The following is a 24045-nucleotide window of genomic DNA, read 5'->3' as shown; positions in this document are numbered from 1 at the left end:
TTTTTCTTTTTCAAATTGTTTATTTAGAACAATGTTTTGTTAATAAAAAATTGCATATTAACTGCCATGAATCCTTTGAAAAGAAAAAATAGGCGATGTGCTTGGTGAACACCACCTATTTTGATCCTGGAAAAATATAGTTAGTTTATAACATCTTAATCTAATATTTGATCCATAACATCTTCATATTTCCGTCATGCCAGTATTTTCGTTTTCTATGAGAACGACTTGTGCGCCCTGTTGTGCGATCCATCCCCTCTGTTGTGCAATCCGTCCGCCCGGTTGTGCGACCTGTCCCTTCTGTTGTATGATCCATCCCCTCTGTTGTGCGATCTGTCCGCCCGGTTGTGCGACCTGTCCGCTCTGTTGTATGATCCATCCCCTCTGTTGTGCGATCCGTCCGCCCGGTTGTGCGACCTGTCCGCTCTGTTGTATGATCCATCCCCTCTGTTGTGCGATCCGTCCGCCCGGTTGTGCGACCTGTCCGCTCTGTTGTATGATCCATCCCCTCTGTTGTGCGATCTGTCCGCCCGGTTGTGCGACCTGTCCGCTCTGTTGTATGATCCATCCCCTCTGTTGTGCGATCTGTCCGCCCGGTTGTGCGACCTGTCCGCTCTGTTGTATGATCCATCCCCTCTGTTGTGCGATCCGTCCGCCCGGTTGTGCGACCTGTCCGCTCTGTTGTATGATCCATCCCCTCTGTTGTGCGATCTGTCCGCCCTGTTATGCGACCTGTCTGCCCTGTTATGCGACCTGGCCGCCCTGTTATGCGACCTGTCTGCCCTGTTATGCGACCTGTCTGCCCTGTTATGCGACCTGGCCTCCCTGTTATACGACCTGTCCCGCGGGAACGACTTGTACCATGCGTACGATGCCTACGGCCTGTCGGCTCTTGATATAAAAACTCCCCTAGCCCTTCTGCTTCAAGTACGTCTACAGCGTTTTTAATGTCATCATGAGTATAAACGCTCATTTTTTAACCTCCTAATACCATGTTCATTGTTAGAAAAGATAGTCATCTATCTTTACCTGATAATAATCTACGTTATTTTCCTTTATGCTGATTTAGACACTTGTCTGTTTTTTATAAAAATAGATAAATGCCTACAGTAACAGGAGCCTTACCATTCACATAGGATTTATTGAACATGGTCAGAAAGGTGGAGATGATAGATGTCAACCAGTCAGCTTCCTCTGTTTGCGATTTATATCCACCCTGATGATTTGCGGGAACTGCGCCGCAACATTTGGAACGATGAACTTGTTCCTGCCACGCTTACATTTCATAAGAAAAAATTTCATATCGATATAAGCTATCGCGGCTCACACATTCGAAAATTTAAGAAAAAATCCTATTTTATCTCGTTTTATAAACCTTATTTCTTTCATGGAGCTCATGAACTTCACTTGAACGCGGAATATAAAGATCCTTCTCTCATGAGAAATAAACTTTCCTTCGATTTTTTCTCGGCACTTGGCGTCCTTTCTCCTTCCTCCCAACACGTTCTTTTATCCATCAATGGAAAACATGAGGGAATTTATCTTCAATTAGAATCGGTGGATGAATTTTTCTTAAAAAAACGTCAATTGCCAATAGGGCCCATTTTTTACGCGGTTGATGATGACGCTAATTTTTCGCTGATTAGTTCGTTTGACAAGGCCCCTAAAACGTCTTTAGATGCGGGCTATGAAAGGAAGCTGGGAACTCAAGAGGATCACCGATACCTGGAGGAATTCATTTTCCAAATAAATACGACACCAAAATATGAGTACGAATCTGTCATAACAAAGATTTTGGACGTAAATAAATATTTACGCTGGCTCGCAGGCGTTGTTTGCACGCAAAATTTCGATGGCTTCGTTCACAATTACGCGCTATATCGCAATCCAGATTCCGGTTTATTCGAAATCATTCCTTGGGATTTTGACGCTACTTGGGGAAGGGATATTAATGGAAAACAAATGGATTATGATTACGTACGTATCGAGGGATTTAATACGTTAACCGCTCGATTATTAGATACAGAGCGCTTTCGAAAAATGTATTATGACATCATGAAACATACATTAGATCATGAATTCACCGTGGGGTTTATGAAGCCAAAAGTGGAGCAACTTTATCAGCAATTGCGGCCACATGTCCTCAATGATCCGTATATAAAAGACCGTATGGAACAGTTTGATGATGAACCCGATTGGATTTGCGAGTTCATCGAAAAACGAAACGCTTATTTAAAAAGTCAGTTGTCCGCCCTATTATAAAATGGGCTAAAGTGGAATTTTTTCATGTTGGGCGATTGATGGATAACTTTTGACAAATGGGATACGTATATATGCATTACGAATAACCATTATGGATAAATAACAAGGAGGAACAAATATATGATTAGAAAACAAATGGATAGTCAATCAGTGGAGTCAAATGATTATCTAAAATCGTTAGTGGGCAAAAAAGTAAAAGTATACAGAGGGGGACCAGAATCTTGTGAAGGTAGGCTTTTAGATGTTCAGACCGATTATGTTGCACTAATGCCAGAGCAATCAAACGACAAAGCAAAAAATAACAACGCACAAAATGATAACCCAAAAAACAATAACTCGAAAAACGACAACGCAATTATTTATTATAACTTAAAACATGTCCAGAGCATTAGTGAAAATTTAAAAGCTAACTCTATTGAATCTAACTTACGAAATGTCCAAAACATCGTCCAAAGCATCAATGAAAATATTTATAGTAATTTAAAACAGGTTCAAAGCATTAGTGAAAATTTAATAGCTAACTTAAAACACGTCCGAAGCATCAGTAAAAATTCAGAAGCTAACGATGTTGAATCTAACTTAAGACATATCCTAAACATCGATGAAAATTCAAAAGCTAACTCTGTTGAATGGTCGATCGATTTTGACGGCCATCCAGAACTGGTATCAGCGAACAACTTTACAGAATTATTAAAAAAATTTATCGGCAGTATGATCAAGGTGAATCAAGGCGGTCCTGAATCTAAAAAAGGAATAGTGCTCGCTGTTGCTGGTAATTATATGGCTCTCTTAACGGAAGACGATGGCATTGTATTTTATAATATAACTCACATCAAAAGTGTAAGTGTACAAAATACGAGCCAAAATATCGATCAAAATATCGATCAAAACACACCTCACAACAATTCCTCTATCCTTAATAATTATTTTAATGCCATCAATTTTGATGACATCCATGCGCAAAGTTTCGATGAGTTATTTGATTATTTTGCTTATAAATGGGTCTCTATTAACCGCGGCGGTCCTGAAGCGGCAGAAGGAATTCTTGTGCAAGAAGAGGGAGAACATTTTACACTGGTAAACAATGATGAAGTCATTCGGATTTACCCTTATCACATTAAAAGCATTAGTATTGGTACAAAAGGCTTTCTCAAACAACAACAAAAGCAAGAACAACAAGAACAACAAGAACAACAGCAACAACAAAATAATGAAACTACTGAGAATTCCAACACCAAAGATTGGGTTATGTCAAACAAAGTAGAAGATAATAGCACATCGGACAGAGATGATCATACAAGTCGAAGAAGCTCTTCACAGGAAACCATCGTTGTAGAAGTTGACAGAACATCGGGCAGAGAACAGCGGACAAAAGCAGAAGACGACAGAACATCGGATAGAGAACAGCGGACAAAAGTAGAAAAAGTAGAATATGAAGTCAAATATGACAGAACATCGGGCAGAGAACAGCTTACAAGTCAAAGAAGCTCTCCAAAAGAAAAAATCGTTAAGGAAACAATCGTTAAAACGATTGATTATATTTGGGATCCGAAAAAGTAAATCGTTTCCTATTCCCTACTTTAAAATTGTCGACGTTCATGAATAAAAAGCATCATTTCTCGCCAACAGCTCCTTTTGAATCGCTTCCTTATCATTTTGTTCCTATAATTTCGTAAGAGATTGGAAAATAGTTATATGTGTTGTAATGCCGATTGCCAGTCGTTCTTTGGTGTGAACAAGAAGATCATTGTCTAGTAGATGCACATTTGTGCATCTACTACTTGCTTTTATTCTGTTGAAAGGAGGGAGAAAATGAATAACCTAAATTCTTTAATCGGAAAGCAAGTAGAACTGGAAGTATCCGGAAAAGTTCTGTTGACAGGAATACTTGTCGATGTAGGATTAGATATTATTGTGATTTATAACGGAAAAGAATATTTATATATTCCCCATTTGCACATTCACAACATCAGATTATCTACGAACCCACAGACGGAATTATCGGATGTGATCCCTGAATCACCTTTTGATGAAAATGAGATGATTTCCTATCGGAAAACATTAATCAACGCGAAAGGTCGTTTTGTCGAAATTTATGTGACAGGAAATAAATCGATCCATGGCTATGTTACGGCTATTTTAAATGATTACTTCGTTTTCTACTCACCAGTGTATAAAACGATGTTTATTTCTTTAAATCATCTGAAATGGCTAACCCCTTATCAGACAAACATTACTCCATACACGCTAGGCAATGAAGTGCTGCCAGTAAAACCAACCAACATGCCACTACAAAGGTCATTAGAAGAACAGTTAAAAAAATTTGAGGGACAGTTAGTCGTATTTGATTTAGGCGACCATCCGATGAAAATTGGTTTGCTTAAGCAAGTACAAAACAACATCATTGAACTTGTAACAGCTAGTGGAAAATCCGTATTTTGGAAACTAATACATGTAAAAACGATTCATCTTCCTTAATAAAATAAACTTCCCTCTCTGTAACGCTAAAAGCTCATGTACAGGGGGGAAGTTATTTTGGCGCAAGGTGCGGATGATAAAAAGAGACTGATTTCCTCATTCACTAGATAAAAAACAGCAGTATCTATAGTACAGAACAAATAAGGTAAACACGATGGCCGGCGGAATGACAACAAACGTAATTTTAATATAAGCAGCTCATGAAATCCTTTTATGATGTTTCTTCAGAATGTGCAGCCACAATAGCGTAGCTAATGTCCCGATCGGTAATAGCAAGGAACCGATATCGCTTCCGATAATTTTAGGCATAGGGAGTGGTCAACTTTTCGACAAAAACTCAATCCGATTGTGGAACGGGTCGCGAAACGAAAACCGCTTCACCCCTGGAATCGGTTTTTCGTCTTTGGTCGGAACGCCATTTTCTTCTAGGTAGCGGCGCACTTCATCGATGTTTTCGACTTCAAATGCAGGATGGCTTTTGCTGTTGTAGCCGTCACGGTCTTCGACGCCGATATGAAGCTCGATATCACCGACTTGGTACCAAAGGCCGCCGTTCGCTTTTAGGGAGTCCGGCTTTTCGATTTCCATAAAACCGAGCAAATCGGTGTAAAAGGCACGCGCCTCATCTTCGGCGCCAAAAGGAATGCAAATTTGCACATGATCCAATCGTTTGACAGGAATCTTCATCCTTCTCCCCCACCTTCAAATGTTTCTTTCATGCGACGCGTAAATAGAAACGCCGCAACAGCGAATAAAAAGATCACCGCTTCGATCAGCCAAACGTTTGTGACAACGTGTGCTTGATATAACGCAGGCGCTGTATCCATCAACGCGTGCAGCAAAATCGCATAGATGACATAACGGAAATTCCGTTTGCGCACGCCAAGCAAAACGAGAAGAGACATCGCGATATGAAATACGAGCGCCAACGCCCGCTCTAACCCGCCCAATATATACATGGCAAACGGCGTATGCAAAATTTGATCTTTAATGAGTTCCGCCTGCCCGTCCGGCAATGTCGGGGCGATCGTTTTGTCAAACATTCCGGATTGAATCAAGCTCGCAAGCACCAACGCATTGACTGCTCCAAACACGCCGATCAAAATCGCTTCAATGCCGCCGTGCCCAAGCCCGAACGACAGCCCGTCTTTATATTCATGATGTTTTTTCAGCATCCAGCGAAAGCCGACATAGCGGCCGACTTCTTCAAAGACCCCAGCCGCCAGCGCCGCATACAGGACAAACAGCGCCACGCTATCCGTCCATTTTAATGAGGTTCCGCTCGGGTCAATCATCACCACATGCAGCGCTTTTTCGAGCACCTGCGAAAATAGCAAAAAAATAAGAATGCCGACGCCGAGAGGCTTCCATGACAGCCATTTCTTCTTATGAAAGTAAATGAGCAAACCAAGCGGCACTAAGAGAGACATGACTAACTGTGCAGCCATCCCGGCAATGCTTAACGGGTTTATCATTTGCGTCTACCCTCTCCTATTTATTTCCATACTTTCATCCGCTCGGCCAGCGTCGACGTATGCAATTCCAATTGCGTACCGTCCGGATCAAGAAAGTTGACTGAAAGACCGCGGCCGCGGCGGGTCGGTTCCCGGACAATCGTCACCTCGTTCGCTTTTAGCTGTTCGACCGCTTCTGCAAAATCCCGTTCATCGATAAAAAACGCCACATGGTCCACGCCGATCTGTGGACGCTGTTCTGCCATGTCTGAACGTTCCTGTAAGCAAATCCACGCGCTTCCCCATTCTAAGTACGCATCCTTCCGGCCACGATGAACGAGCTTCATTCCTAATACATCTACATAAAAACGAAGTGAACGGGCCAAATCTTTCACATTGATGGTCACATGGCTAAATCCTTGCACTTTCATGTGTTCCATTCTCCTAGCTTTTTAGATTCCTTGTTCCAAATTGTTGATATCCACTTATTCATCCTTATGATACCATAAAAGGAAAAAAAGAGCGAATGATTCCCGCTCTTAAACTAGCAAAAAGACGATGCAAATAAGGAGGCCGTTTGGCCATGTTGAGTTTATACATTGGAAATCAAAAACAAACCTCACACCTGAACACTTGACCTGCGGCCATGCGCGTTTATCATATCTTTTAAAATCCTGTCGGCCACGCGGCAAGCAGGCGCTCGCTTTTCTCCCGCTTCGACGTCAGCAAGAACTCCAGCGCCTGGCAAAGAAATTTTCTCGTCTCTGCCGGATGGATCACGTCATCGATGAAATGCTTACCGGCTGCTTTATAAGGGGAGCTGTCAAACGACCAATGTTTTAACCGTTCTTGGCGCAGCTCTTTACGGTTTTCCACTTTTTCGAGCTCACGTCCGTAGACAACGTTAATGCCGACTTCCGGGCCGGTGAAATTGATTTCCGCACTCGGCCAAGCAACGACAATATCCGCCCCCATTCCCGGCCCGCACATATTTCCGTAAGCAGCGCCGATGCTTTTGCGAATGACAATGGAGATTTTCGGAACAGTCGACAACGCCAGCGCCTGATTCCAAACCATGATTTTCGTCGCCATTTTCGCTTTTTCCGCTTCCGTGCTGATACGAAAACCCGGCGTATCGTGCAAAAAGATTAGTGGAATGTGATACGAATCGCATAGGCAAATGAATTCCGTCGCCTTTTGGCATTCCTGCGGACCCGGCGCACCGGCGTACTGGCTTGGTTGATTGGCAATGATGCCGACGACATGTCCGTTCATATGGGCCAATGCCGTTATCAAAGCCTTGCCAAACTTTTTCTGATACTCAAAGAACCGGCCGTCATCGACAAGACAGGCGATCATTTTACACATATCATAGACGCGGCTGCTTTTTTCTGGCAAAATCGTAAATACCTCGTCCACCATTCGGTACGGGTCGTCATTCGTTTTTTCCATCGGCGGGCGTTCGTTTCCGTTTTGCGGCATATAGGCGAAAAACGTTTTTAGCTGTTCGATGCACTCTTCTTCTGTCTCACCGTCGGCGTCAATCTGCCCCGTATATTGGTAATGCACGTCCACACCGCCTAATTCTTCCGGCGTCACCCGCTGCCCGTTCGCCAGCTCAAGCATTCTCGGCCCAGCGATCGCCATGCACGTTCCTTTCAGCTGGGTGACAAAATCGCAGCTTACCGCGGTCCATGTCGGGCCGCCGTAGCTATCGCCTAAAATCGCCGCCATCGTCGGCACTTGACGGTGATGGGTAAGCAGCTCGCGCGGAAACAGCTTCTCGCTAATCCCGTCTGATCCCATTCCATCCGGCATCCGCAGTCCGCCGCCTTCATGCAGGAAAAACATCGGCAGGCCATTGCGTACAGCAAACTCATGCATTTTCCTTGACTTGCGGATATGCACATTTCCTTCCGTTCCCGCCAATACCGTTTTATCCCCTGCTATAATAACGGCAGCGCGGCCGTTCACTTTACCGATTCCAGCGACAAGACCGTCCCCATAGCTTTTTTCTTCCATTCCGCTTTGGTCCGATGTATTGAGCTGGCCAAACTCGACAAATGTCCCTGCATCGACCAACATGGCAATCCGCTCTCTTGCCGTCAACAATCCTTTTTCGTGCTGCCTGTTGATTTTGTCCATGCCGCCGCCAAGCAGCGCTCTTTCTTTTCTTGCCAGCAACTCTTGCGTTAAATGGCGAAGATCGCTCATGCTATCTCTCCTGTTCTTTCCTCAATAATTTTCGCAGTACTTTTCCCGATGGCGTCGTTGGCAATTGTTCGATCAGTTCGACATAGCGCGGGTATTTGAAGGCGGCCATATGCGCTTTCGCCCATTCAATAATATCCTGCGCGCCAATCTTTCCTTCATACTCTTCTTTGACAACGACAAACGCCTTCGGTACTTCCCCTTTGACCGGATCAGGCACGCCAATGACCGCGCATTGCTTGATAGCTGGATGCTGGTTCAACAGTGCTTCTACGTCTTCCGGAAAGACACTGTAGCCGGAAACTTTGATCATTTCTTTGAGGCGCCCTTGGAAAAACAAATAGCCATCTTCATCCAAATAGCCAATATCTCCGGTATATACCCATCCGTCTCTTAATGTTTCGTTCGTCGCGTCTTCACGGCGGAAATAGCCTTTAAACACGCCAGGGTTTTTGACGACAATTTCCCCTGATTTTCCGGGATCAAGTTCCGCCTTCGTTTCCGGGTCGACGATGCGGATTTCCGTATCATACGTCGGAATGCCGCACGAACCGAATTTCACTTTTTCCTCCGGCATAAACGTATCGCACGTATGCGTTTCGCTTAAGCCATAAGCAGCTTCGTACAGCAGGCAGCCGCCTGTTGCCTGCGCCCATTTCTCGGCTAATTCTTTTGTCACTTGCAAGCCAAAACTCGTCACTAAATTGCGCTTTAAGCTCGATAAATCGCAGCAGATGCTTTCTGCCGCCTGCAAAATCGCAACGTTCATCGGTGCAATGCTGTACCATGCGGTAATTCGGTATTTCTCGATCGCCTTTATCGTCGCGAGCGGGTCAAACCGTGTAAACAATACGCATGGATTTCCCGTATATACAGGAGTATTTAATCCCATCACCATCCCGGCGATATGGCACAGCGGCGAGTGCGCCATCAGCCGTTCTCTTTCCGTCAGCCGATTGGCGTGCGCTGAAGCGGCGGTTTTAAACAACGCGTTGCCATACGTCAGCATTGCCCCTTTTGGCCGCCCCGTCGTTCCGAACGTGAAAATGATCAGCCCGACATCGTTCCATAAATCTAGTGATGCGGCACCTTCATATGGAGAACAGGTATCCATGATGGAGGCAAAATCATCGGCGCCGTCACAGCGTTGTTTCGGCTGCAGCAGCTCCCCGCAAAGCGGAATATCGCCGTCTTTAGCCGCATAATCCCTGTAGTGGCAAGTGACGATGAAGGACAGCGGAGAAGTTTGCTGCTCGGCGTTCTTGACGCGCGCCAATCCTTCTTCGCCAGTCACAATTCCCACTATAGGCACTTCGGCAAAGAAATACGCCAGCTCTGACTCGCGGTACATTGGATTGAGCGGAACGACGATGCCGCCGAGCTGCTGAATGGCAAAGTGGGCAATGATGTACTGTGGGCAGTTTTGCATGTAAAGCGCGACATAGCTTCCTTTGTCCACGCCTTTTTCTTTCAAATAGCGAGCGAAGCGGTGGACATGATCAAGCAGCATCCCCCACGTGATCGTGCGATCGTAAAAAATATAAGCAGGCTCATTTGCCTGATGCAGGCCATGATGGCGCAAATATTCATATAACGTTTTTTCACCTAGCAGATAATGCAATTGTTTTGGCAAGCTGTCCGGCCAGTAAAAATGCGTTTTCTCCATCTTCCCACCATCCTTTTAACATTCTAACCGGTTAGTATGCTGTGATAACAAAAATAGTAAGCGTTTACAAATCTTCAGTTAAACATATGCCTGTTTCCATTTGCTCATCACCACCGCTCGCATGTTTTTTCATTCCTTTGTGCAAGTTAATATTCTGAATATTTTTTCTATATCATAACCGATTCATGTTCCATAATCAATAAAATAACATTTATGAAACATTCATTTTTAAGGGTTTTACAAGTATTAAATCAACCATTAATCAAATTCATTAGTTTCTATTAAATATGTGGTCAAATTGTGGTCACGTGGTCAAGAAGGTGGAGTCTTACTCCGCCTTCCTTTTTTCAATCCTCCTTCACCGTTAAAATACCATCGTGTGCGTGTTCAAAGAACTCACACGCCGCCATTACTCCATCGATAAACGATTGCTCACTAACATTTGATATTGCATCGCAATCTTCTAAGAATTAAAGAGACTAATCCACGAAATATGGATAAAAAAGTGCCTACTCAAAGCGAGTAACGGGTTCCGTTTTAAGGTGCAGAAGTGTCATTTGACATGATCAATGACCAGGGCTTTGGAGTGTCAATTGACATGAATCAAGTCTAGTTTCCAATCAAAAATGGCTAATCCGATTTTGGGGTCAGCCATTTTTATAACAATAGGAAAGTTGGGGCGTCCTGGTCATTCTGAATCATTTGGATTCACGATAGCGAAGTGTAAATGATCTTCCCACCTTCCGTTAATCTTCACGTTCTTCTTGGAAAGCCCCTCCTTATGGAATCCTGCCTTCTCCAAAACTCGAATCGACCCGATGTTATGTGGCATGACTCCTGCTTCAATTCTGTGTAACTTGAGAACCTCAAAGGCATAGTCAACAACCAGGCGCACAGCTTCAGTAGTATAGCCATGTCCGTTGTGCGATTGATCTACATAATAGCCTAGCCAACATGTCTGTAAAGGACCACGGACCACTTCAGTCAACTCAATGATGCCAATCAGTTCATCAGTACCGACGAGGAAAATGCCGAACGTGTATTGCTCGTCTCTTTTCATCTTCGCCAAGCTGGTTTGGATTCGATTTAGCTGATATTCCTCCGTATAGAACTCCTCTGTCCTATCGGGCGTATACCGTTGCCAAAATTCTCGGTTTCTACGGTGCATCTCTGTCAACGAACCCACATCTGTATCCTTTAAAAATCGCAAATAGATTTTGTGTCCCACCAATTTCATCTTTCCTCATCCCTTCTTCACATATAAACATATAAACACCACAGGAGTCCTGTGATGGATGGGGTATCTCGTCTCATAGAAATTGGCATTAGAAATGGCACTTGAATTGGCATGCAATTGACACTCTCCATAAATTCTTTTCATCTTCTCATCTTCGAGATAGTTCCAACTTTCTCCTGCCAAAGTGAATGACTTTATTTGAAAAGCCTTGTAAGGACAAGGTAACTTTAGAAGCTAAGTTTAGGTGAGTCCTTTGGAGAGAAAGAAGGGCAAAATAATAGGAAATTTTGGTAATGGGGATTTATAGTAGCATTTCTGATGAATGACGGTGTTGATGATATCGAGGAGCACTTCTTCGTCCATCTGAACCAGTTCCAAACAAACAGGACAACGCAATTTGCCAACGATTTCGAACACTGAATCCATCACCTCCTCACTATTTCTATATCACATAAATAAAAAAAGCCCTGCCAAACGGCAGGGTTCTAGCTTGTCGACAAAATTGGCGATCTGAAAAGAACCTATGGGCTCTTTAAAGATGGTGTTGATGAAACCATCAATTAATGATTTATTCAGTTTGCGAATAGAGGAAAACGGATCCAAAGGATGAACCAAAGATTTTTCGTTTTCGTTTTTTTAGAAAACACGCCGTCTTCCGAATCTTAACAGAAAAAGAGCAGCGATTAAGAAAAATGGGATAAATCTTCTTCTAAAGCCAGTGCGAAGAAACATTCCTCCTCGTACTGGATCGACCCATTCTATTACTCCTCTATGAACCCATCCATTACGATCGATAACCTCAACCGGTTCTCCCTGATATCTTCCTAAATATTCCACTTTATCCCCTCCTTTCTTACACAGGAGATTTTGGAATAAGAGGTTCATGGACCATTCTCATTCATTTTTTGTGAATAAGGCACCCGATAGGAGATGGAGAATACAGTGATTTTACGTTCATCGATATACTAGATGATAGGCTTACTTTCCATCCATGTTTGTCCAAGCGGATATTTTGAAGAAGGACAGATCATGAACAATCTGCCCTTTTCCTTTTCCATACAATACACGAAACCACCTATTCCGTTTAAATGAGGAATGAAAGAGGATGTTTAATGTCGCCTTGTGGGGATTAATAACCGCCTAGACCCGTACAAGAACATCCTACAATGATAAGCAAGACAAACAGGACAACAATTAAGGCAAAACGGCTCATATATAACACCTCCTATTTATGGCAATCAGCTTGTTTTTTGTAAGAACGTTAGGCTTAATATTGGCTCCAAATAGAAGCTCCTACAATAATTAATAAAATGAACAATACAACAATCAACGCAAAATTGAAGCCACCGTAGCCGCCATATCCATATCCTGCACCACCATAACTTCCATATCCCCAACACATAATGTTTCACCTCCTATGGAGTATGAAGGGATTGCTAAATATCCAATCCCTGCTTTTAAGGTATGTTCTTAAAAAAGAGTTAGCTTGGATAAATTCATCAACTGATAAGTAAATTCCATATTTATCTAATAGATATATAGATACTATTTAATTGCATTTCTAATCATCCTACCTCCCTCGTCCTGCTCAATACGACAAAAAGAGGCATTTTCCTACATCATTTTCTTGTCAAATCTCGGCGTTATTTACGCCTAACCTCCCCGCGCACTCTCTTGTACGTATCTCTGTGAACGCCCATCAAATCCAACAACTCATTCAGTGTCCGTTTTTCATTTTTCTGTTTAAGCTGTGTCCACTTCCTTTTTTGTTGCTTATTCAACAGACCCTTCATCTTCATTTGTATCCCTTCACTCAAAAGACATACAAAAAGGAATGCCTTAGAATTATCCATTGTTCACTCTTCATGAACAATTTCTCCTACTCATACATATATTGTCATGAAAGGAGGAATGAGCATGGATAAACTTGCGTTCTTGTTCTTAGCTTGCATCCTTGCTGGTTTTGCACTAATAAAACTTCCTTTAGCCGGTTCACCTTTGGCTGGTATCCAACCAATAACGTCCTTAATTGGGATTTTAGCTATCCTTGTTTTTTCATTAGTCCTCATATTTAGAGGAATAATGGCCCTAGTAGGCAAATAAACTTTATGGACTCAGGCTCTTGCCTGAGTCTAGTTTCTAATATGCACCTAGCACTAAGAAGTTCTTAAAAGAAAAAACGCCACCCCAATCAGAGTGACGCCCTGCTAAATAACCATCAGGAAATTTACCCATAAGAAAAAAGGATCCAAAGGATCCTTATTTAGTTTGATGACAAACTCAACCAGGTGAATTTGTCTTTTTTTAGTTCTAATCTCTTCTGTCATTTCTTCTTCTTAACCCTAACAGTCCCGCTAAGCCAACTAAACCGATCCAACCCCAATCTGTATCGTCGTCGTTATCATCATTGTTATCCGTAACGTCCGTATTTTGAGCCATATCAGTTATTTTGTTTGTATTGTTATCGATGTCAATGCTGTTAGTTTGAGCATAAACAGCCATCCCACAAAGCATTAATGTAACTGATAGAGCACAAAGTGAATGGAGAATCTTTTTTAACACGGTTTTCACCTCCTTTTAATAGCTGTTGACTTTAATATGTCCATTAAAAGAACAATTATTCTTTAGATATAATGCCATCCATTTAGAGGTAAATTATCCAAAAAAGGAAGTAACGTTTGATTACAGACGTAAGAAAAGGAGAAATCCATCTTTACACAAGGCATAGATCGTTCCACAAAAGAAGGGGAAAGTAGTTATTATCAAATGGGTTAAAGGTAGAGATGGACGATTACTTTGTTATTCCAATCCCATGGAAGAACTAATTTCTTGCATAATCTGTGGTGCTGCAAAGCGATGCCTCGGCGGTTAACGGAGAACGATAGTGGAATAAGACATACAAAAAGACCGGTTTTGTGGCTTAAAAATCAACAATGAAATATAACAGAGACAATCATTAAAAAGTAAAAGCTTGCGGCACGCAAGCTTTTCGGTTAACAATCCGAACCTTTCACATTGAGCGGCGGTGGAACTAGCCAACCTTTTTCTTTGTTCATTCTAAGCAATCTAGCGCCATATTGCGCTTTTTTCATGTGAAATTGACCATACATTAAAGCAATGTCTTCCCTGATGCACTGCCCCATCATTGTGCTGCATGCCACTAAACCGGCTGCAATATCTTTACTAAGCATTGCAGCAATTTCCGGGTCAGTAAATCTCGCACCGGCAGGAATATCTTCCAAACATGCTTTTGGCCGTTCTGGCGGTGATGGCGGAAGTGCTATTCCATTTTCTTTTAACAAGTTTTCGGTTTCTTGTATTTCCGGTTTTAGAACATTTTCGATACTATCCTCAATAAAATTTTTTAAATCCTCATCACCTGTATGGTTGAGTAATGTTTGATATCCGGATAATAATCCTTTAGCCGTCAGTAAATACGACCATACACCAAATACTTCTCCATAGTGCATTGGCTCTTCTTTTGGATTACCGCTTAAAATTCCCATCATAACCCTCCTAACAAAATCATATATCTTTTCTTTAGATAATATGGATTGATTGAAATACAATTATGCAAAAAAAATTAAAGTTCTCAAAAAAACTTATTGTGTTATTGGAAAAAACATTGTAATTTTGCACAAAAATTGCTGGAAATAGTTAAGCAACTTATTAAAAAAACACAAGTCCAATGATCCGTTTCAAATTGCAAAAAATGATCTTATTCGCGGAACTTGGAAATACTCTTTATAGTTCATACAAACGGATTCAGTTCATTCATCTTCATAATCAACTGGATGAAATGATGCAACGTTTTGTATGCGCCCATGAACTTGGACATGCCTTTTTACACCCGAAATCCAACACCCTTTTTAAGGGCTAAAACCCGATTCTCTGTTGAAAAATTAGAAGTGGAAGCCAACACGTTTGCTGTTGAATTACTACTTTCAGATGACGTTATGACTCAATACCAAGCCTGACCATATATGATGCAGCAGAAATACATCGCCTACCAAAGGAACTTGTCTATCTAAAAATTTAACCATCAAAAAGGGAAACGGCCGCACACTTTCTGAAAAGAGAAGTGCACGGCCATTGGTTAAAGTTGGGTTCATGATGACTATCTTTGTGACATTGCTGGACGGTGCGGACGGTGCATTTTATGCGTAAACTTACGAATGTAAGGGAGAACCCAGTGGTCAAGGCCATATCTGCCAGCATTCGCACCCGCTACCAGAATGAACACCGTTAACAATACCATTTGCGGGTTGGTGCTCGTCGTTCCCGAGAACATAAACGCAAAGTTCATGACAGCGCCCATTAGTGCAGCAAATGTTGTGAAAATGCCGAGAATCAGTGCAATGCCGACTAAAAATTCTCCCCAAGGCACGAGTACGTTAAACAATCCGACGTTTGGCAGGGCGAAATGTTCGATAAACGCAGCCCACCAGCCTTGCACCGCTGGATGTTCCCCTGCTGCTTTGGCGAGCGCCCCTTTCAAAAATCCCGATGCGTCAAATCCTTCCGTTATCTTATGCCATCCTGCGGTGATCCAAGCATAGCCGAGATACAAACGGAACAGCACCATGATGACGGAAGCACTCGTATGTTCGCGAAGCCATTTAACCATATCCTCGCTCCCCTTTTATTTTTATTGTTCCTTACACTTTTATCGTACTACTTTTTGCGGGAATTGAAATGACTTTGCTCATCATTTCACAATTTGTTAAGAAATTTATTACAGCATTCGCAACATTCTCTATAACGATTTTTCGCCTATTGACAACTGCTTTTTTCTATATACAAAAAAGTATATAGAAAGATAGGGTAGCGGGAAATATTTACGATGAAACCAAGATCATCGATCATACCAACCAAGCCGTCCTGCTTTCCCGGCAGCCAAAAGAATTTAGAAGAAGGCCTTGTGGACCGCAACGTATATCCTGAAGTACCGATGCGGATTGAATTATACATTGACCGAAAAAGGGAGTGTTCGGCAAACGGTAATGGAAGCGATTAGGCGGTTGGTGCAAACGTGGATGGATGCTGAAAGACAGCGGTTACATAAGATGACACATAAACAAAAGCCAGTCTGAAACTGGCCTTTACTTATATGTCAACAAGCGGTTCAGCCCTTTGAATTCTAAAGCTCGGAAAGCCTGCTCCACTTTTTCCTTGTCTACGTTCCACTCCGCCTCTTCGATCCGCAGCGCTATCGGAAGATCGCAATAAATTTTTGCTAGTTTTCTAGAAAGGTGCAGCATCTCTTCATGTTCTTGCAGTTTTTGCCGCTGCGACTTTGTCAGAAGGGGAAGATGTTCGAGGATTCCTTCAATCGAACCGTACTGGCGCACTAATTTTAGCGCTGTTTTTTCACCGATGCCACGCACCCCTGGATAATTGTCGCTTGCATCACCCATTAATGCTTTGACATCGATCCATTGTGATGGCAGGATTCCCATTTCCTTTCGAAAGCGTTCGAGCGTATACATATGATAATTGCCAATCCCTTTGTCCAGCAAATATACCATTACCGTTTCGGAAAGAAGCTGCAGCAAATCTTGATCCCCTGTCAAAATGGCAATGTCCATTTCGTCTTTCCATTGCTTGGTGAGCGTGCCAATGCAATCATCCGCCTCCGCTCCCAGTACGCCAATGTTTGGAATATCAAACGCGGAAACAACGTGCTTGACTAGTTCAAACTGCGGGATAAGCTCTAATGGCGGCTCTCCTCGGTTCGCCTTATACATCGGAAACATTTCCGTTCGAAACGTCGTGCTCCCCATATCCCAGCAGCAAACGACATGCGTTGGCTCTATATGATGGACGGCAGCGATGAAATGCTTGACAAATCCATAAACCGCGTTTGTCGGAACCCCTTCGCTTGTGAACATAAAATTCCCATGAAGTGCGGTCGCATAAAACGAACGAAATAAGAGCGCCATCCCGTCAATAAGCAGTAGCTTTTGGCTCGTTTGCGTCATGGTTGTTTTCTCCTTCCGGTTTTGTTAACATAATATTTTTATCGTATAAATAGTGGTAATCGTGCAGTTTTTTTACATACAATAGAGAGCATTGCCAGGCGGCCAACGTTAAGGTCTCTGTGCTCTTATTTTTCATGACGGGAATCAGGCCGCGAATATATAGAAAGAATAGATCGATGACGGTCTAACATATGGATGGGCGGCAAACAAGGCTTCAGTACCCTTCAATAGCTATGATAAAACAAAGCGTATCGAGATGGCGCAACAGTTTTTCGGCAATGATGTTTCGCTTAATCATTATAGCTGTTTTTTCAAGATAATTTTCTGCTCTCCCTTTTCGTCCGTATACGTGCCGATGGTATCAAATCCATGGCGTAAATTTAAAATGAGCATGTTCCGCCATTTATTTTTCGTTGTTGTCGTTACAACAGAATAGCCATGCTCTTTCAGCCAGTGTCGTGCTGCATCGTCATTAATGTCGAGCCAATCCCCTGCCGGCGATACGCGCTGTCGACCCCGCCAATGCAGCTGTAAAACTCATTTGCACCTTGTTCATATCCCAATTTAAAACCGACAACTTTTCCGTTATCCAAAGCGACAAGAACAAGCAGCCTGTCCACTTTCTGCATTTTGTTGCGAATATTCTCCGACGATGTTTGAAAAATAGTTTCATACAAATTCATGATTTGTTCGATCACATCTTCCGGAGGCATGCCTTCGTATAATTGATATTGCATTTTTCCACCTCTTTTCTGCATGTTTTATACTTGTCTTATTATAATTAATTCTTCTAAATCTCACCATCTTCATCTTTTTGTTCTTCCTAATAGATAGAATCTAAGTTTTTTGAGAATCGAAAAATCGTTTAGGAAATACACATAAACACAGACCGCCGCTTCGCGTGAAAAACAAACGTGCTTATTGAAATATCATGATTCTGCTGGATAAAAAACTGGCTTGCAAATAACACCCCCCTCCTTCATTCCAATCAGAAGGAGGGATTTGCCTTGATTTCATGTTATGTGGCTGTTTCGCAGCGGATTTCTTGCATTTCTTCTTTATCTGGGAAAAGGAGGCTAAATATAATCCCAGCGAGCATGGCAATAAAGAAAGTCGTAAAACGAGAGCTGATGATCGCCTCAAGAGGTGAGGAAATCCAAACGATCGTGCTGATAAATCCGGCAATGATCGTCGCAATCACACCAATACCGGAATATCGTTTCCAAATGAACGTCAAAATGATCGCCGGCGACAGCGTACATCCGACTCCCGCCCACGCCCAGCTGACAACAAGATAGACTAGCGATTCAGAGGTTAACGCAATGATTAGCCCTGCTATTCCCGCGATAATGACAACAATTCTTGAAATTTTCACCAATTGTTTTTCCGTTAATTTCATTCCTAACGCGTTTCGAATAATATCTTCACTAATGGAACTGGTGACGACGAGGAGTTGGGAATCGGCTGTTGAAACGATCGCAGCGAGAATGCCAGAAAGCAATATTCCCGCAATCCACGGCGGCAAAAGGTCTAACGTCATATACGGTAAAACCGTTTCTACATCAGCAAAGTGATGTCCTTGATACAACGTAATGGCGGTAATTCCGATTAAAAACGCGCCACTATAAGCTAAAAGCGTCCATACAATCGCCATGATGCTGGCGGTTTTTGCCTCTTTGTCATTTTTCAGCGCCATAAAACGCACGCTTAATTGCGGTTGGCCGCCAAGAAAGCCAAAAAACCAAGCAAAGTTGTTAAACAGCAGTAATCCTAAGGCGAATCCAGTCACTCCGCCAGTCCACGAATCAATCCCTGGCTCAGCGGCTTGCAGCGCCTGGCTGATGGATAAATCTCCGCTATAAATATGAAACAAAGCGACAATCGGAAGCACTACTAGCGTCGCAAGCATAATTAAGCTTTGAACCATGTCTGTCCATACAACACTTATAAATCCTCCTACATACGATAAAATAACCACAATGATAGTACTGACAATCATTCCCATCACAGGATCAATACGAAAAACAGTGAAAAGGGTTTTTCCCGCCCCTGCAATTTGTGCACCAAAATAAAACATCATAAAGCTAAGAATAAGAATTGTAGAAATCCATAAAATTATTTTTCCGTGCGCTCCAAACCGCTTAGCTAAATAACCCGGCAATGTCAGCACTTTATATTCATTTGCTTCTTTCATAAACTTCTTCGCTAAAAACAGCCATGAAAAGATAATTCCTAGCGAAATTCCGATTGCTACCCAAATTCCCGATAGACCGGTCGCAAACACAAATCCCGTATATCCTAGCAACAGCCAAGCAGACTCTCCGGTAGCTCTTTCCGAAAATGCTAAAGCCCATCCTGGCAGCTTTTTCCCGCCTAAAAGAAAATCGGAATGGTTAATATCTTTTTTACTATACAAATAACCAATGACTAACATAAATAAGCAATATAGAATAAATTCGGCCATAATGATCGTATGCAATGGGGCCCACTCCTTTTTGACTGGTTTACAAATGGACGTACGCACCCGTCTGTTTTGCAATCGCTCTTTCATACATCATTTCCGCAACAACAAGGTCAAACAGCGCCATACCAGTAGACTTGAAGATAGTCGGACAATCCGTTTGAAAAGTATGGTTTACCTTGTTTGTGACGACTTTAGAAAAAGCAATCATTTGCAATTCGGTTAACCAACTCCTTTCCATTGGATAGCGGATATCTCCGCTTTCCTTTATGGCATCCAGCGTGTCGACAAATATGCATGTCGCATTTTTATATAACGCATCAGGAAATTCCCTCATATGAGGTTGGTATGAGCCGATTCCAACAATTAATTTGCCGTTCCATATATTTGTTTCATCTGGCAGCACAGGCGTTGATGATGTCGTAGCAGTGATGATGATGTCGGATTGCTGAACTAAATCGAGTGGCTGAGCGGCAATGTGGATTTCCACTTCGGATGGAAGACGGTTTTTCAGTGCAGCAATAAAAGCGGGATACTTTGAAGATGTTCGATTATACAAGTAAATGCGGTCAATGCTGCGAATCGTGCAAACGGCCAGCAATTGATATAGCCCTTGATATCCGGTACCGATTAGCCCGACGGTTTTGACATCGGCTGGAGATAAATAATCTACCGCCATCCCTCCGATTGCTCCTGTGCGCAGACCGGTCAAAACGGTACCATTGAGCAACGCTTTTGCGCTTCCGGTTTGACGGTCTATTAATATAACCATTCCTTGCGTTACAGGATGCTGTCGATTATTAGGGAAAACGTTTACAATTTTCAAACTAAACGATTGATGGGCAATCGAAGGCATTAGCAAAAACGTATTTTCATTGTCTTGGAGCTGAGTTCTTAGCGGCATTTCGTACTGTTTATTTTCATAGAGACAGTATGCCCGCTTCATCGCTTCCATGACATCTTTCATCGAAACGGTTTCGAGCATTGCTTTTTCATCAAGCACTAACATGATGCGTATCCTCCGTTCCTCTTTATGGAAACTGGCCTTGCTCTTGCCTTACAGCATTTACACAACAGCATCTTCCAACACTAAATCGTTTTCCGCGAATCGTTCGAAACGCAAAGGGGTGAGATCAATCGTTTTATATTTTCCGTAATAAATTAATTCGGCCAATCCTATACCGACTCCCGGCGCCTGTTGCATGCCATGCCCGCTAAATCCGAGCGCCATATAATACCCATGCAGTGACGGGTGTTTTCCGATAATGGCGTTATGGTCTGCCGTATTAAAGCTATACAGCCCTGCCCACGCCGCCGTTATCTTCACCGCTTCAAAGTTTGGAATGCGATGCGCCAAAATTGGCCACATTTGCTCATAAAACAAGGAACGTGTCACGGTGAAATCAATTCCCGGCTTTGTATCTTCGGAAAAGCCCGATAAAATTTTACTTCCTTCATGGCGAAAATACACGCCGGTTGGATCAATGGTCAGCGGCAATTCCTTTTTTAACGGTGTTGCTATATCAAATTGGAAAATTTGCCGTTTTAACGGATGAACCGGTAACGGAACGCCGATTTTTTCGCTAAGATATACTCCCCATGCCCCAGCGCAATTGATCACGATCGAAGAGTGATACACGGTGCCGTCTACGAGCCGAACTCCGCTCACTTTGTTTTCATCGGTGGTGATCGTTTCTACTTCTTTATAAATATATTCCACTCCTAATCGCTGCGCATTTTTCTTATACCCTTGCATCACCAAATAAGGATCTAAATAGCCATCTTCATGGCAATAAAGCCCGCCCGCTAAATCATCGATATTTAGTTCTGGAATGATGTCCAATAACTCTTGGGCTGATAATACCTGTGACGGAACACCGTATCGGTTTTGCAGCGAGCATTGTTTTTTCAACGATGGAAGCATTTCTTTCGTAGCCAAAAAGAGATATCCGTTTTGACGAAAATGAATCTCCGCCGGTTCGCCATCGATCGCCATCGTTTGCGGAAATTGCTTATATACTTGCAGGCTATATCGACTTAATCGAATGTTAATCGGCGTTGTGTACAACTGTCGAATTCCTCCCGCGCTTCTTGGCGTAGACGAGAACTCGTACAAAGGATCTTTTTCAAATACAATAATTCTGTCATCAAAGCCAATTTTTCGAAGATGAAAAGCTACACTCGATCCCATTACTCCTCCGCCGACAATGATAATATCCGCTGTTTTCATCAAATTTCTCCCCCCTTCATAGACATATCAGCCCTGTCTGCCTATTATGACTTCCGCTCATTCGTTGTACGCACGCCCTTCAACAATAAAAATAACTCGCGACAATGCTCCCTCCTTTTGTAAACGAAATGATCACGGCAAAACAAAAAGCCAGTATACATCATCACGCAAAATGACTATACTGGCCGATGTCTATTGGGTGCATCGTCGGTAAGGACGATGCAAATAGACTACGCAGTATTTCGATTTCCTTTTCTCCAACGAAACAAATCCGATAAACATTTTTGTTATTATTCAAATTATTCTGTATCTACAATCATTATGCACCTTTCTTAAACAAAGTAGAGGAGTTTGGCAATTGATTCGTTATTTTGGCAACCGTAACCGTTTTGGACGATGATTGGTAGAAAGTAAAATAATATTCGAGCTGAATGATGATGAAAAAATCCATTGAATAAACCTCTTCTACCTACATTTCATCTCGAGGCGAGAAACTTCTTGAGAAAAACGTTAAACTAAAATCAATGGTTTTACCTTCGTCTTTTCACAATACCAATTCATCTTCCAAATGTTTGAATGTTCCGAGTTCTTCATATATAATAAAGTTCTACATAATACGAAAAGCAGGGAGTGAAGAACGTGAGCAATAGAGAGCAAAATTTGGAAAAATATGCCGCGCTTGCTGTTCAAGTCGGCGTCAACGTCCAAAAAGGGCAAACGCTTTTTGTGAACGCCCCGCTTGAAGCCGCGCCGCTCGTGCGGCAAATTGCAAAAAAAGCATATGAAGTCGGCGCCAAACACGTCTATGTCGAATGGAATGACGAAGATCTTACATACATTAAATTCAAATATGCTCCTGACGAAGCATTTTTAGAATATCCAATGTGGCGGGCCAAAGGCATGGAGCAGCTTGTCGAGGAAGGGGCGGCGTTTTTATCGATTTATTCGCCAAATCCTGATTTATTGAAAGATGTGGATCCAACCCGAATCGCCATCGCCAATAAAACGGCATCAAAAGCGTTAAACAACTATCGCAGCGCACTAATGGCCGACCAAAACTGCTGGTCGCTTATTTCCGTCCCAACGCCAGCCTGGGCGAAAAAAATATTTCCAGACCTCAGTGAAGAAGAAGCGATCGACAAGCTATGGGAGGCGATATTCCGCATTACCCGTGTCGACCAGGACAATCCGATCCAAGCGTGGCAGCAACACAACGACCAACTCGCCAAAATCGTCGATTATTTAAATGAAAAACAATACAAGCAGCTCATTTATGAAGCGCCGGGAACGAACTTAACGATCGAACTGGTCGAAAACCATGTATGGCATGGCGGTGCGGCCGTCAGCCAGAAAGGCGTTCGCTTTAACCCGAACATCCCGACGGAAGAAGTGTTTACGATGCCGCATAAAGACGGGGTCAATGGCAAGGTACGGAATACTAAACCGCTCAATTATAACGGCAACTTGATCGACGGATTTACTTTGACATTTAAAGACGGCAAAGTCGTCGACTTTACCGCGGAAAAAGGATATGAAACATTAAAACATTTATTAGATACGGATGAAGGCGCACGCCGCTTGGGGGAAGTCGCGTTAGTGCCGCATCAGTCGCCAATTTCCATGTCCAATCTAATTTTTTATAACACGTTATTCGATGAAAACGCCGCGTGCCACCTGGCGCTTGGAAAGGCCTATCCGACGAACATTCAAAACGGCACCACCATGTCCAAAGAAGAACTCGACAAACATGGTGTCAACGATAGCCTCATCCATGAAGATTTTATGATTGGCTCTGCCGAATTAAACATCGATGGCGTTACGAAAGACGGCAAACGCGAACCGATTTTCCGCAACGGAAATTGGGCGTTTGAATGGAAATAATGGAAGTGATACGTTTACCACATGTTGGTCACAAAACGGAGAATTTACGCTTTAAATAAGTTATCTAACTTACTGCCACGTCTTTTTGCATACTTGAGAGGACGTAGCTATATTGATTGAATGTAATACTATAGAAGAGTGTCTTAATCGTTCGCATATTACTTTCGCATTCACAAAACGATGA

Annotated in this window: 26 protein-coding genes and 2 pseudogenes; 7 read left to right on the top strand and 21 right to left on the bottom strand. The window is 42.7% G+C overall.

Going from position 1 to position 24045, the window contains the following annotated elements:
* Positions 1-160 precede the first annotated feature (160 nt).
* The gene (locus BV455_RS16365; RefSeq protein WP_218687414.1) at positions 161-973 is read right to left on the bottom strand and encodes a CotG/ExsB N-terminal domain-containing protein; all 813 of its coding nucleotides are present in this window, start codon (positions 971-973) and stop codon (positions 161-163) included.
* Between the two features lie 200 nt (positions 974-1173).
* Here BV455_RS16365 and BV455_RS16360 point away from each other — a divergent pair, with 200 nt between their 5' ends.
* From BV455_RS16360 to BV455_RS16350, 3 genes are all read left to right on the top strand, one after another.
* Positions 1174-2262 carry a CotH kinase family protein gene (locus BV455_RS16360; RefSeq protein WP_218687413.1) on the top strand — a complete coding sequence of 363 codons (1089 nt, stop codon included), beginning with the start codon at positions 1174-1176 and terminating at the stop codon, positions 2260-2262.
* A 120-nt stretch (positions 2263-2382) separates the two neighbouring features.
* Complete coding sequence (locus BV455_RS16355; RefSeq protein ID WP_190977370.1) at positions 2383-3822, top strand: hypothetical protein; 1440 nt, start codon at positions 2383-2385, stop codon at positions 3820-3822.
* A gap of 252 nt (positions 3823-4074) precedes the next feature.
* Complete coding sequence (locus BV455_RS16350; RefSeq protein WP_042411429.1) at positions 4075-4740, top strand: hypothetical protein; 666 nt, start codon at positions 4075-4077, stop codon at positions 4738-4740.
* Between the two features lie 96 nt (positions 4741-4836).
* Here BV455_RS16350 and BV455_RS16345 read toward each other — a convergent pair.
* The 11 genes and pseudogenes from BV455_RS16345 to BV455_RS16295 all read right to left on the bottom strand — a co-directional run.
* Positions 4837-5049 (bottom strand): annotated as a pseudogene (locus BV455_RS16345) (ArsB/NhaD family transporter); the annotation flags it as partial.
* 9 nt (positions 5050-5058) lie between these two features.
* The gene (locus BV455_RS16340; RefSeq protein WP_017436048.1) at positions 5059-5427 is read right to left on the bottom strand and encodes a VOC family protein; all 369 of its coding nucleotides are present in this window, start codon (positions 5425-5427) and stop codon (positions 5059-5061) included.
* Positions 5424-6215: a YhfC family intramembrane metalloprotease gene (locus BV455_RS16335; RefSeq protein WP_042411432.1), complete on the bottom strand. Its 792-nt coding sequence runs from the start codon at positions 6213-6215 to the stop codon at positions 5424-5426. Before BV455_RS16335 ends, BV455_RS16340 begins: the two co-directional genes overlap by 4 nt.
* A 20-nt stretch (positions 6216-6235) precedes the next feature.
* Positions 6236-6625 carry a VOC family protein gene (locus BV455_RS16330; protein ID WP_061579812.1) on the bottom strand — a complete coding sequence of 130 codons (390 nt, stop codon included), beginning with the start codon at positions 6623-6625 and terminating at the stop codon, positions 6236-6238.
* A gap of 235 nt (positions 6626-6860) precedes the next feature.
* Positions 6861-8408 carry an acyl-CoA carboxylase subunit beta gene (locus BV455_RS16325; RefSeq protein WP_218687412.1) on the bottom strand — a complete coding sequence of 516 codons (1548 nt, stop codon included), beginning with the start codon at positions 8406-8408 and terminating at the stop codon, positions 6861-6863.
* Position 8409: 1 nt separating this feature from the next.
* Positions 8410-10071 (bottom strand): class I adenylate-forming enzyme family protein, encoded by a 1662-nt coding sequence (locus tag BV455_RS16320; protein ID WP_218687411.1) that lies wholly within the window; start codon positions 10069-10071, stop codon positions 8410-8412.
* A 688-nt stretch (positions 10072-10759) separates the two neighbouring features.
* Entirely contained in the window at positions 10760-11308 is a 549-nt protein-coding gene (locus BV455_RS16315) for a GNAT family N-acetyltransferase (protein ID WP_218687410.1), read from the bottom strand.
* A gap of 240 nt (positions 11309-11548) precedes the next feature.
* A complete protein-coding gene (locus tag BV455_RS16310; protein WP_017436054.1) occupies positions 11549-11734 on the bottom strand; it encodes a hypothetical protein in 186 nt (61 codons plus the stop codon).
* Positions 11735-11944: 210 nt separating this feature from the next.
* Positions 11945-12145, bottom strand: a complete 201-nt coding sequence (locus BV455_RS16305) for a hypothetical protein (RefSeq protein WP_017435058.1) — start codon at positions 12143-12145, stop codon at positions 11945-11947.
* 292 nt (positions 12146-12437) lie between these two features.
* On the bottom strand, positions 12438-12521 hold the full coding sequence (locus BV455_RS16300) for a YjcZ family sporulation protein (RefSeq protein WP_071532941.1): 84 nt from the start codon (positions 12519-12521) through the stop codon (positions 12438-12440).
* A gap of 54 nt (positions 12522-12575) precedes the next feature.
* Positions 12576-12710: a YjcZ family sporulation protein gene (locus tag BV455_RS16295; protein WP_017436055.1), complete on the bottom strand. Its 135-nt coding sequence runs from the start codon at positions 12708-12710 to the stop codon at positions 12576-12578.
* A gap of 515 nt (positions 12711-13225) precedes the next feature.
* Here BV455_RS16295 and BV455_RS16290 point away from each other — a divergent pair.
* Positions 13226-13411 (top strand): hypothetical protein, encoded by a 186-nt coding sequence (locus BV455_RS16290; protein WP_017436057.1) that lies wholly within the window; start codon positions 13226-13228, stop codon positions 13409-13411.
* Between the two features lie 207 nt (positions 13412-13618).
* Here BV455_RS16290 and BV455_RS16285 read toward each other — a convergent pair whose 3' ends face one another.
* Positions 13619-13870: a WGxxGxxG family protein gene (locus BV455_RS16285; protein WP_017436058.1), complete on the bottom strand. Its 252-nt coding sequence runs from the start codon at positions 13868-13870 to the stop codon at positions 13619-13621.
* 431 nt (positions 13871-14301) lie between these two features.
* A complete protein-coding gene (locus tag BV455_RS16280) occupies positions 14302-14814 on the bottom strand; it encodes a DUF3231 family protein (RefSeq protein ID WP_017436059.1) in 513 nt (170 codons plus the stop codon).
* Between the two features lie 160 nt (positions 14815-14974).
* Here BV455_RS16280 and BV455_RS16275 point away from each other — a divergent pair.
* A pseudogene (locus tag BV455_RS16275) lies at positions 14975-15347 on the top strand (ImmA/IrrE family metallo-endopeptidase); the annotation flags it as partial.
* A gap of 78 nt (positions 15348-15425) precedes the next feature.
* On the opposite strand, the gene BV455_RS16270 reads toward BV455_RS16275, so the two are convergent.
* Positions 15426-15935: a DoxX family protein gene (locus BV455_RS16270; RefSeq protein ID WP_017436060.1), complete on the bottom strand. Its 510-nt coding sequence runs from the start codon at positions 15933-15935 to the stop codon at positions 15426-15428.
* Positions 15936-16151: 216 nt separating this feature from the next.
* Between BV455_RS16270 and BV455_RS16265 the strand changes: the two genes are divergently transcribed.
* Positions 16152-16325 (top strand): hypothetical protein, encoded by a 174-nt coding sequence (locus BV455_RS16265; protein WP_190977369.1) that lies wholly within the window; start codon positions 16152-16154, stop codon positions 16323-16325.
* 85 nt (positions 16326-16410) lie between these two features.
* On the opposite strand, the gene BV455_RS16260 is transcribed toward BV455_RS16265, so the two are convergent.
* From BV455_RS16260 to BV455_RS20695, 6 genes are all read right to left on the bottom strand, one after another.
* Positions 16411-17289: a 5'-3' exonuclease gene (locus tag BV455_RS16260; protein ID WP_218687409.1), complete on the bottom strand. Its 879-nt coding sequence runs from the start codon at positions 17287-17289 to the stop codon at positions 16411-16413.
* A 446-nt stretch (positions 17290-17735) separates the two neighbouring features.
* Positions 17736-18026 (bottom strand): GNAT family N-acetyltransferase, encoded by a 291-nt coding sequence (locus BV455_RS16255; protein ID WP_235605628.1) that lies wholly within the window; start codon positions 18024-18026, stop codon positions 17736-17738.
* A 281-nt stretch (positions 18027-18307) separates the two neighbouring features.
* Positions 18308-19768 carry a sodium/proline symporter gene (locus BV455_RS16250; RefSeq protein WP_017436064.1) on the bottom strand — a complete coding sequence of 487 codons (1461 nt, stop codon included), beginning with the start codon at positions 19766-19768 and terminating at the stop codon, positions 18308-18310.
* Positions 19769-19793: 25 nt separating this feature from the next.
* Entirely contained in the window at positions 19794-20759 is a 966-nt protein-coding gene (locus BV455_RS16245; protein WP_218687408.1) for an ornithine cyclodeaminase family protein, read from the bottom strand.
* A 57-nt stretch (positions 20760-20816) separates the two neighbouring features.
* Entirely contained in the window at positions 20817-21983 is a 1167-nt protein-coding gene (locus tag BV455_RS16240) for an NAD(P)/FAD-dependent oxidoreductase (RefSeq protein WP_218687407.1), read from the bottom strand.
* A gap of 316 nt (positions 21984-22299) precedes the next feature.
* Positions 22300-22431 carry a hypothetical protein gene (locus BV455_RS20695; protein WP_268801780.1) on the bottom strand — a complete coding sequence of 44 codons (132 nt, stop codon included), beginning with the start codon at positions 22429-22431 and terminating at the stop codon, positions 22300-22302.
* Between the two features lie 188 nt (positions 22432-22619).
* Here BV455_RS20695 and BV455_RS16235 point away from each other — a divergent pair, with 188 nt between their 5' ends.
* Positions 22620-23861 carry an aminopeptidase gene (locus BV455_RS16235; RefSeq protein WP_017436068.1) on the top strand — a complete coding sequence of 414 codons (1242 nt, stop codon included), beginning with the start codon at positions 22620-22622 and terminating at the stop codon, positions 23859-23861.
* The last annotated feature ends 184 nt before the right edge of the window (positions 23862-24045 follow it).

The organism is Parageobacillus caldoxylosilyticus (assembly GCF_019272935.1).
In the GTDB taxonomy this organism is placed as follows: Bacteria; Bacillota; Bacilli; order Bacillales; family Anoxybacillaceae; genus Saccharococcus; species Saccharococcus caldoxylosilyticus.
The sequence above is the reverse complement of the archived record's forward strand: the minus strand, read 5'-3'. Positions and strand labels throughout refer to the sequence as shown.

Coding starts and splice junctions, on each gene's coding strand:
- BV455_RS16365 (WP_218687414.1), bottom strand. CDS start 973: ATGAGCGTTTATACTCATGATGACATTAAAAACGCTGTAGACGTACTT.
- BV455_RS16360 (WP_218687413.1), top strand. CDS start 1,174: ATGTCAACCAGTCAGCTTCCTCTGTTTGCGATTTATATCCACCCTGAT.
- BV455_RS16355 (WP_190977370.1), top strand. CDS start 2,383: ATGATTAGAAAACAAATGGATAGTCAATCAGTGGAGTCAAATGATTAT.
- BV455_RS16350 (WP_042411429.1), top strand. CDS start 4,075: ATGAATAACCTAAATTCTTTAATCGGAAAGCAAGTAGAACTGGAAGTA.
- BV455_RS16340 (WP_017436048.1), bottom strand. CDS start 5,427: ATGAAGATTCCTGTCAAACGATTGGATCATGTGCAAATTTGCATTCCT.
- BV455_RS16335 (WP_042411432.1), bottom strand. CDS start 6,215: ATGATAAACCCGTTAAGCATTGCCGGGATGGCTGCACAGTTAGTCATG.
- BV455_RS16330 (WP_061579812.1), bottom strand. CDS start 6,625: ATGAAAGTGCAAGGATTTAGCCATGTGACCATCAATGTGAAAGATTTG.
- BV455_RS16325 (WP_218687412.1), bottom strand. CDS start 8,408: ATGAGCGATCTTCGCCATTTAACGCAAGAGTTGCTGGCAAGAAAAGAA.
- BV455_RS16320 (WP_218687411.1), bottom strand. CDS start 10,071: ATGGAGAAAACGCATTTTTACTGGCCGGACAGCTTGCCAAAACAATTG.
- BV455_RS16315 (WP_218687410.1), bottom strand. CDS start 11,308: ATGAAATTGGTGGGACACAAAATCTATTTGCGATTTTTAAAGGATACA.
- BV455_RS16310 (WP_017436054.1), bottom strand. CDS start 11,734: ATGGATTCAGTGTTCGAAATCGTTGGCAAATTGCGTTGTCCTGTTTGT.
- BV455_RS16300 (WP_071532941.1), bottom strand. CDS start 12,521: ATGAGCCGTTTTGCCTTAATTGTTGTCCTGTTTGTCTTGCTTATCATT.
- BV455_RS16295 (WP_017436055.1), bottom strand. CDS start 12,710: ATGTGTTGGGGATATGGAAGTTATGGTGGTGCAGGATATGGATATGGC.
- BV455_RS16290 (WP_017436057.1), top strand. CDS start 13,226: ATGGATAAACTTGCGTTCTTGTTCTTAGCTTGCATCCTTGCTGGTTTT.
- BV455_RS16280 (WP_017436059.1), bottom strand. CDS start 14,814: ATGGGAATTTTAAGCGGTAATCCAAAAGAAGAGCCAATGCACTATGGA.
- BV455_RS16270 (WP_017436060.1), bottom strand. CDS start 15,935: ATGGTTAAATGGCTTCGCGAACATACGAGTGCTTCCGTCATCATGGTG.
- BV455_RS16265 (WP_190977369.1), top strand. CDS start 16,152: ATGAAACCAAGATCATCGATCATACCAACCAAGCCGTCCTGCTTTCCC.
- BV455_RS16260 (WP_218687409.1), bottom strand. CDS start 17,289: ATGACGCAAACGAGCCAAAAGCTACTGCTTATTGACGGGATGGCGCTC.
- BV455_RS16255 (WP_235605628.1), bottom strand. CDS start 18,026: ATGCAATATCAATTATACGAAGGCATGCCTCCGGAAGATGTGATCGAA.
- BV455_RS16245 (WP_218687408.1), bottom strand. CDS start 20,759: ATGTTAGTGCTTGATGAAAAAGCAATGCTCGAAACCGTTTCGATGAAA.
- BV455_RS20695 (WP_268801780.1), bottom strand. CDS start 22,431: ATGGATTTTTTCATCATCATTCAGCTCGAATATTATTTTACTTTCTAC.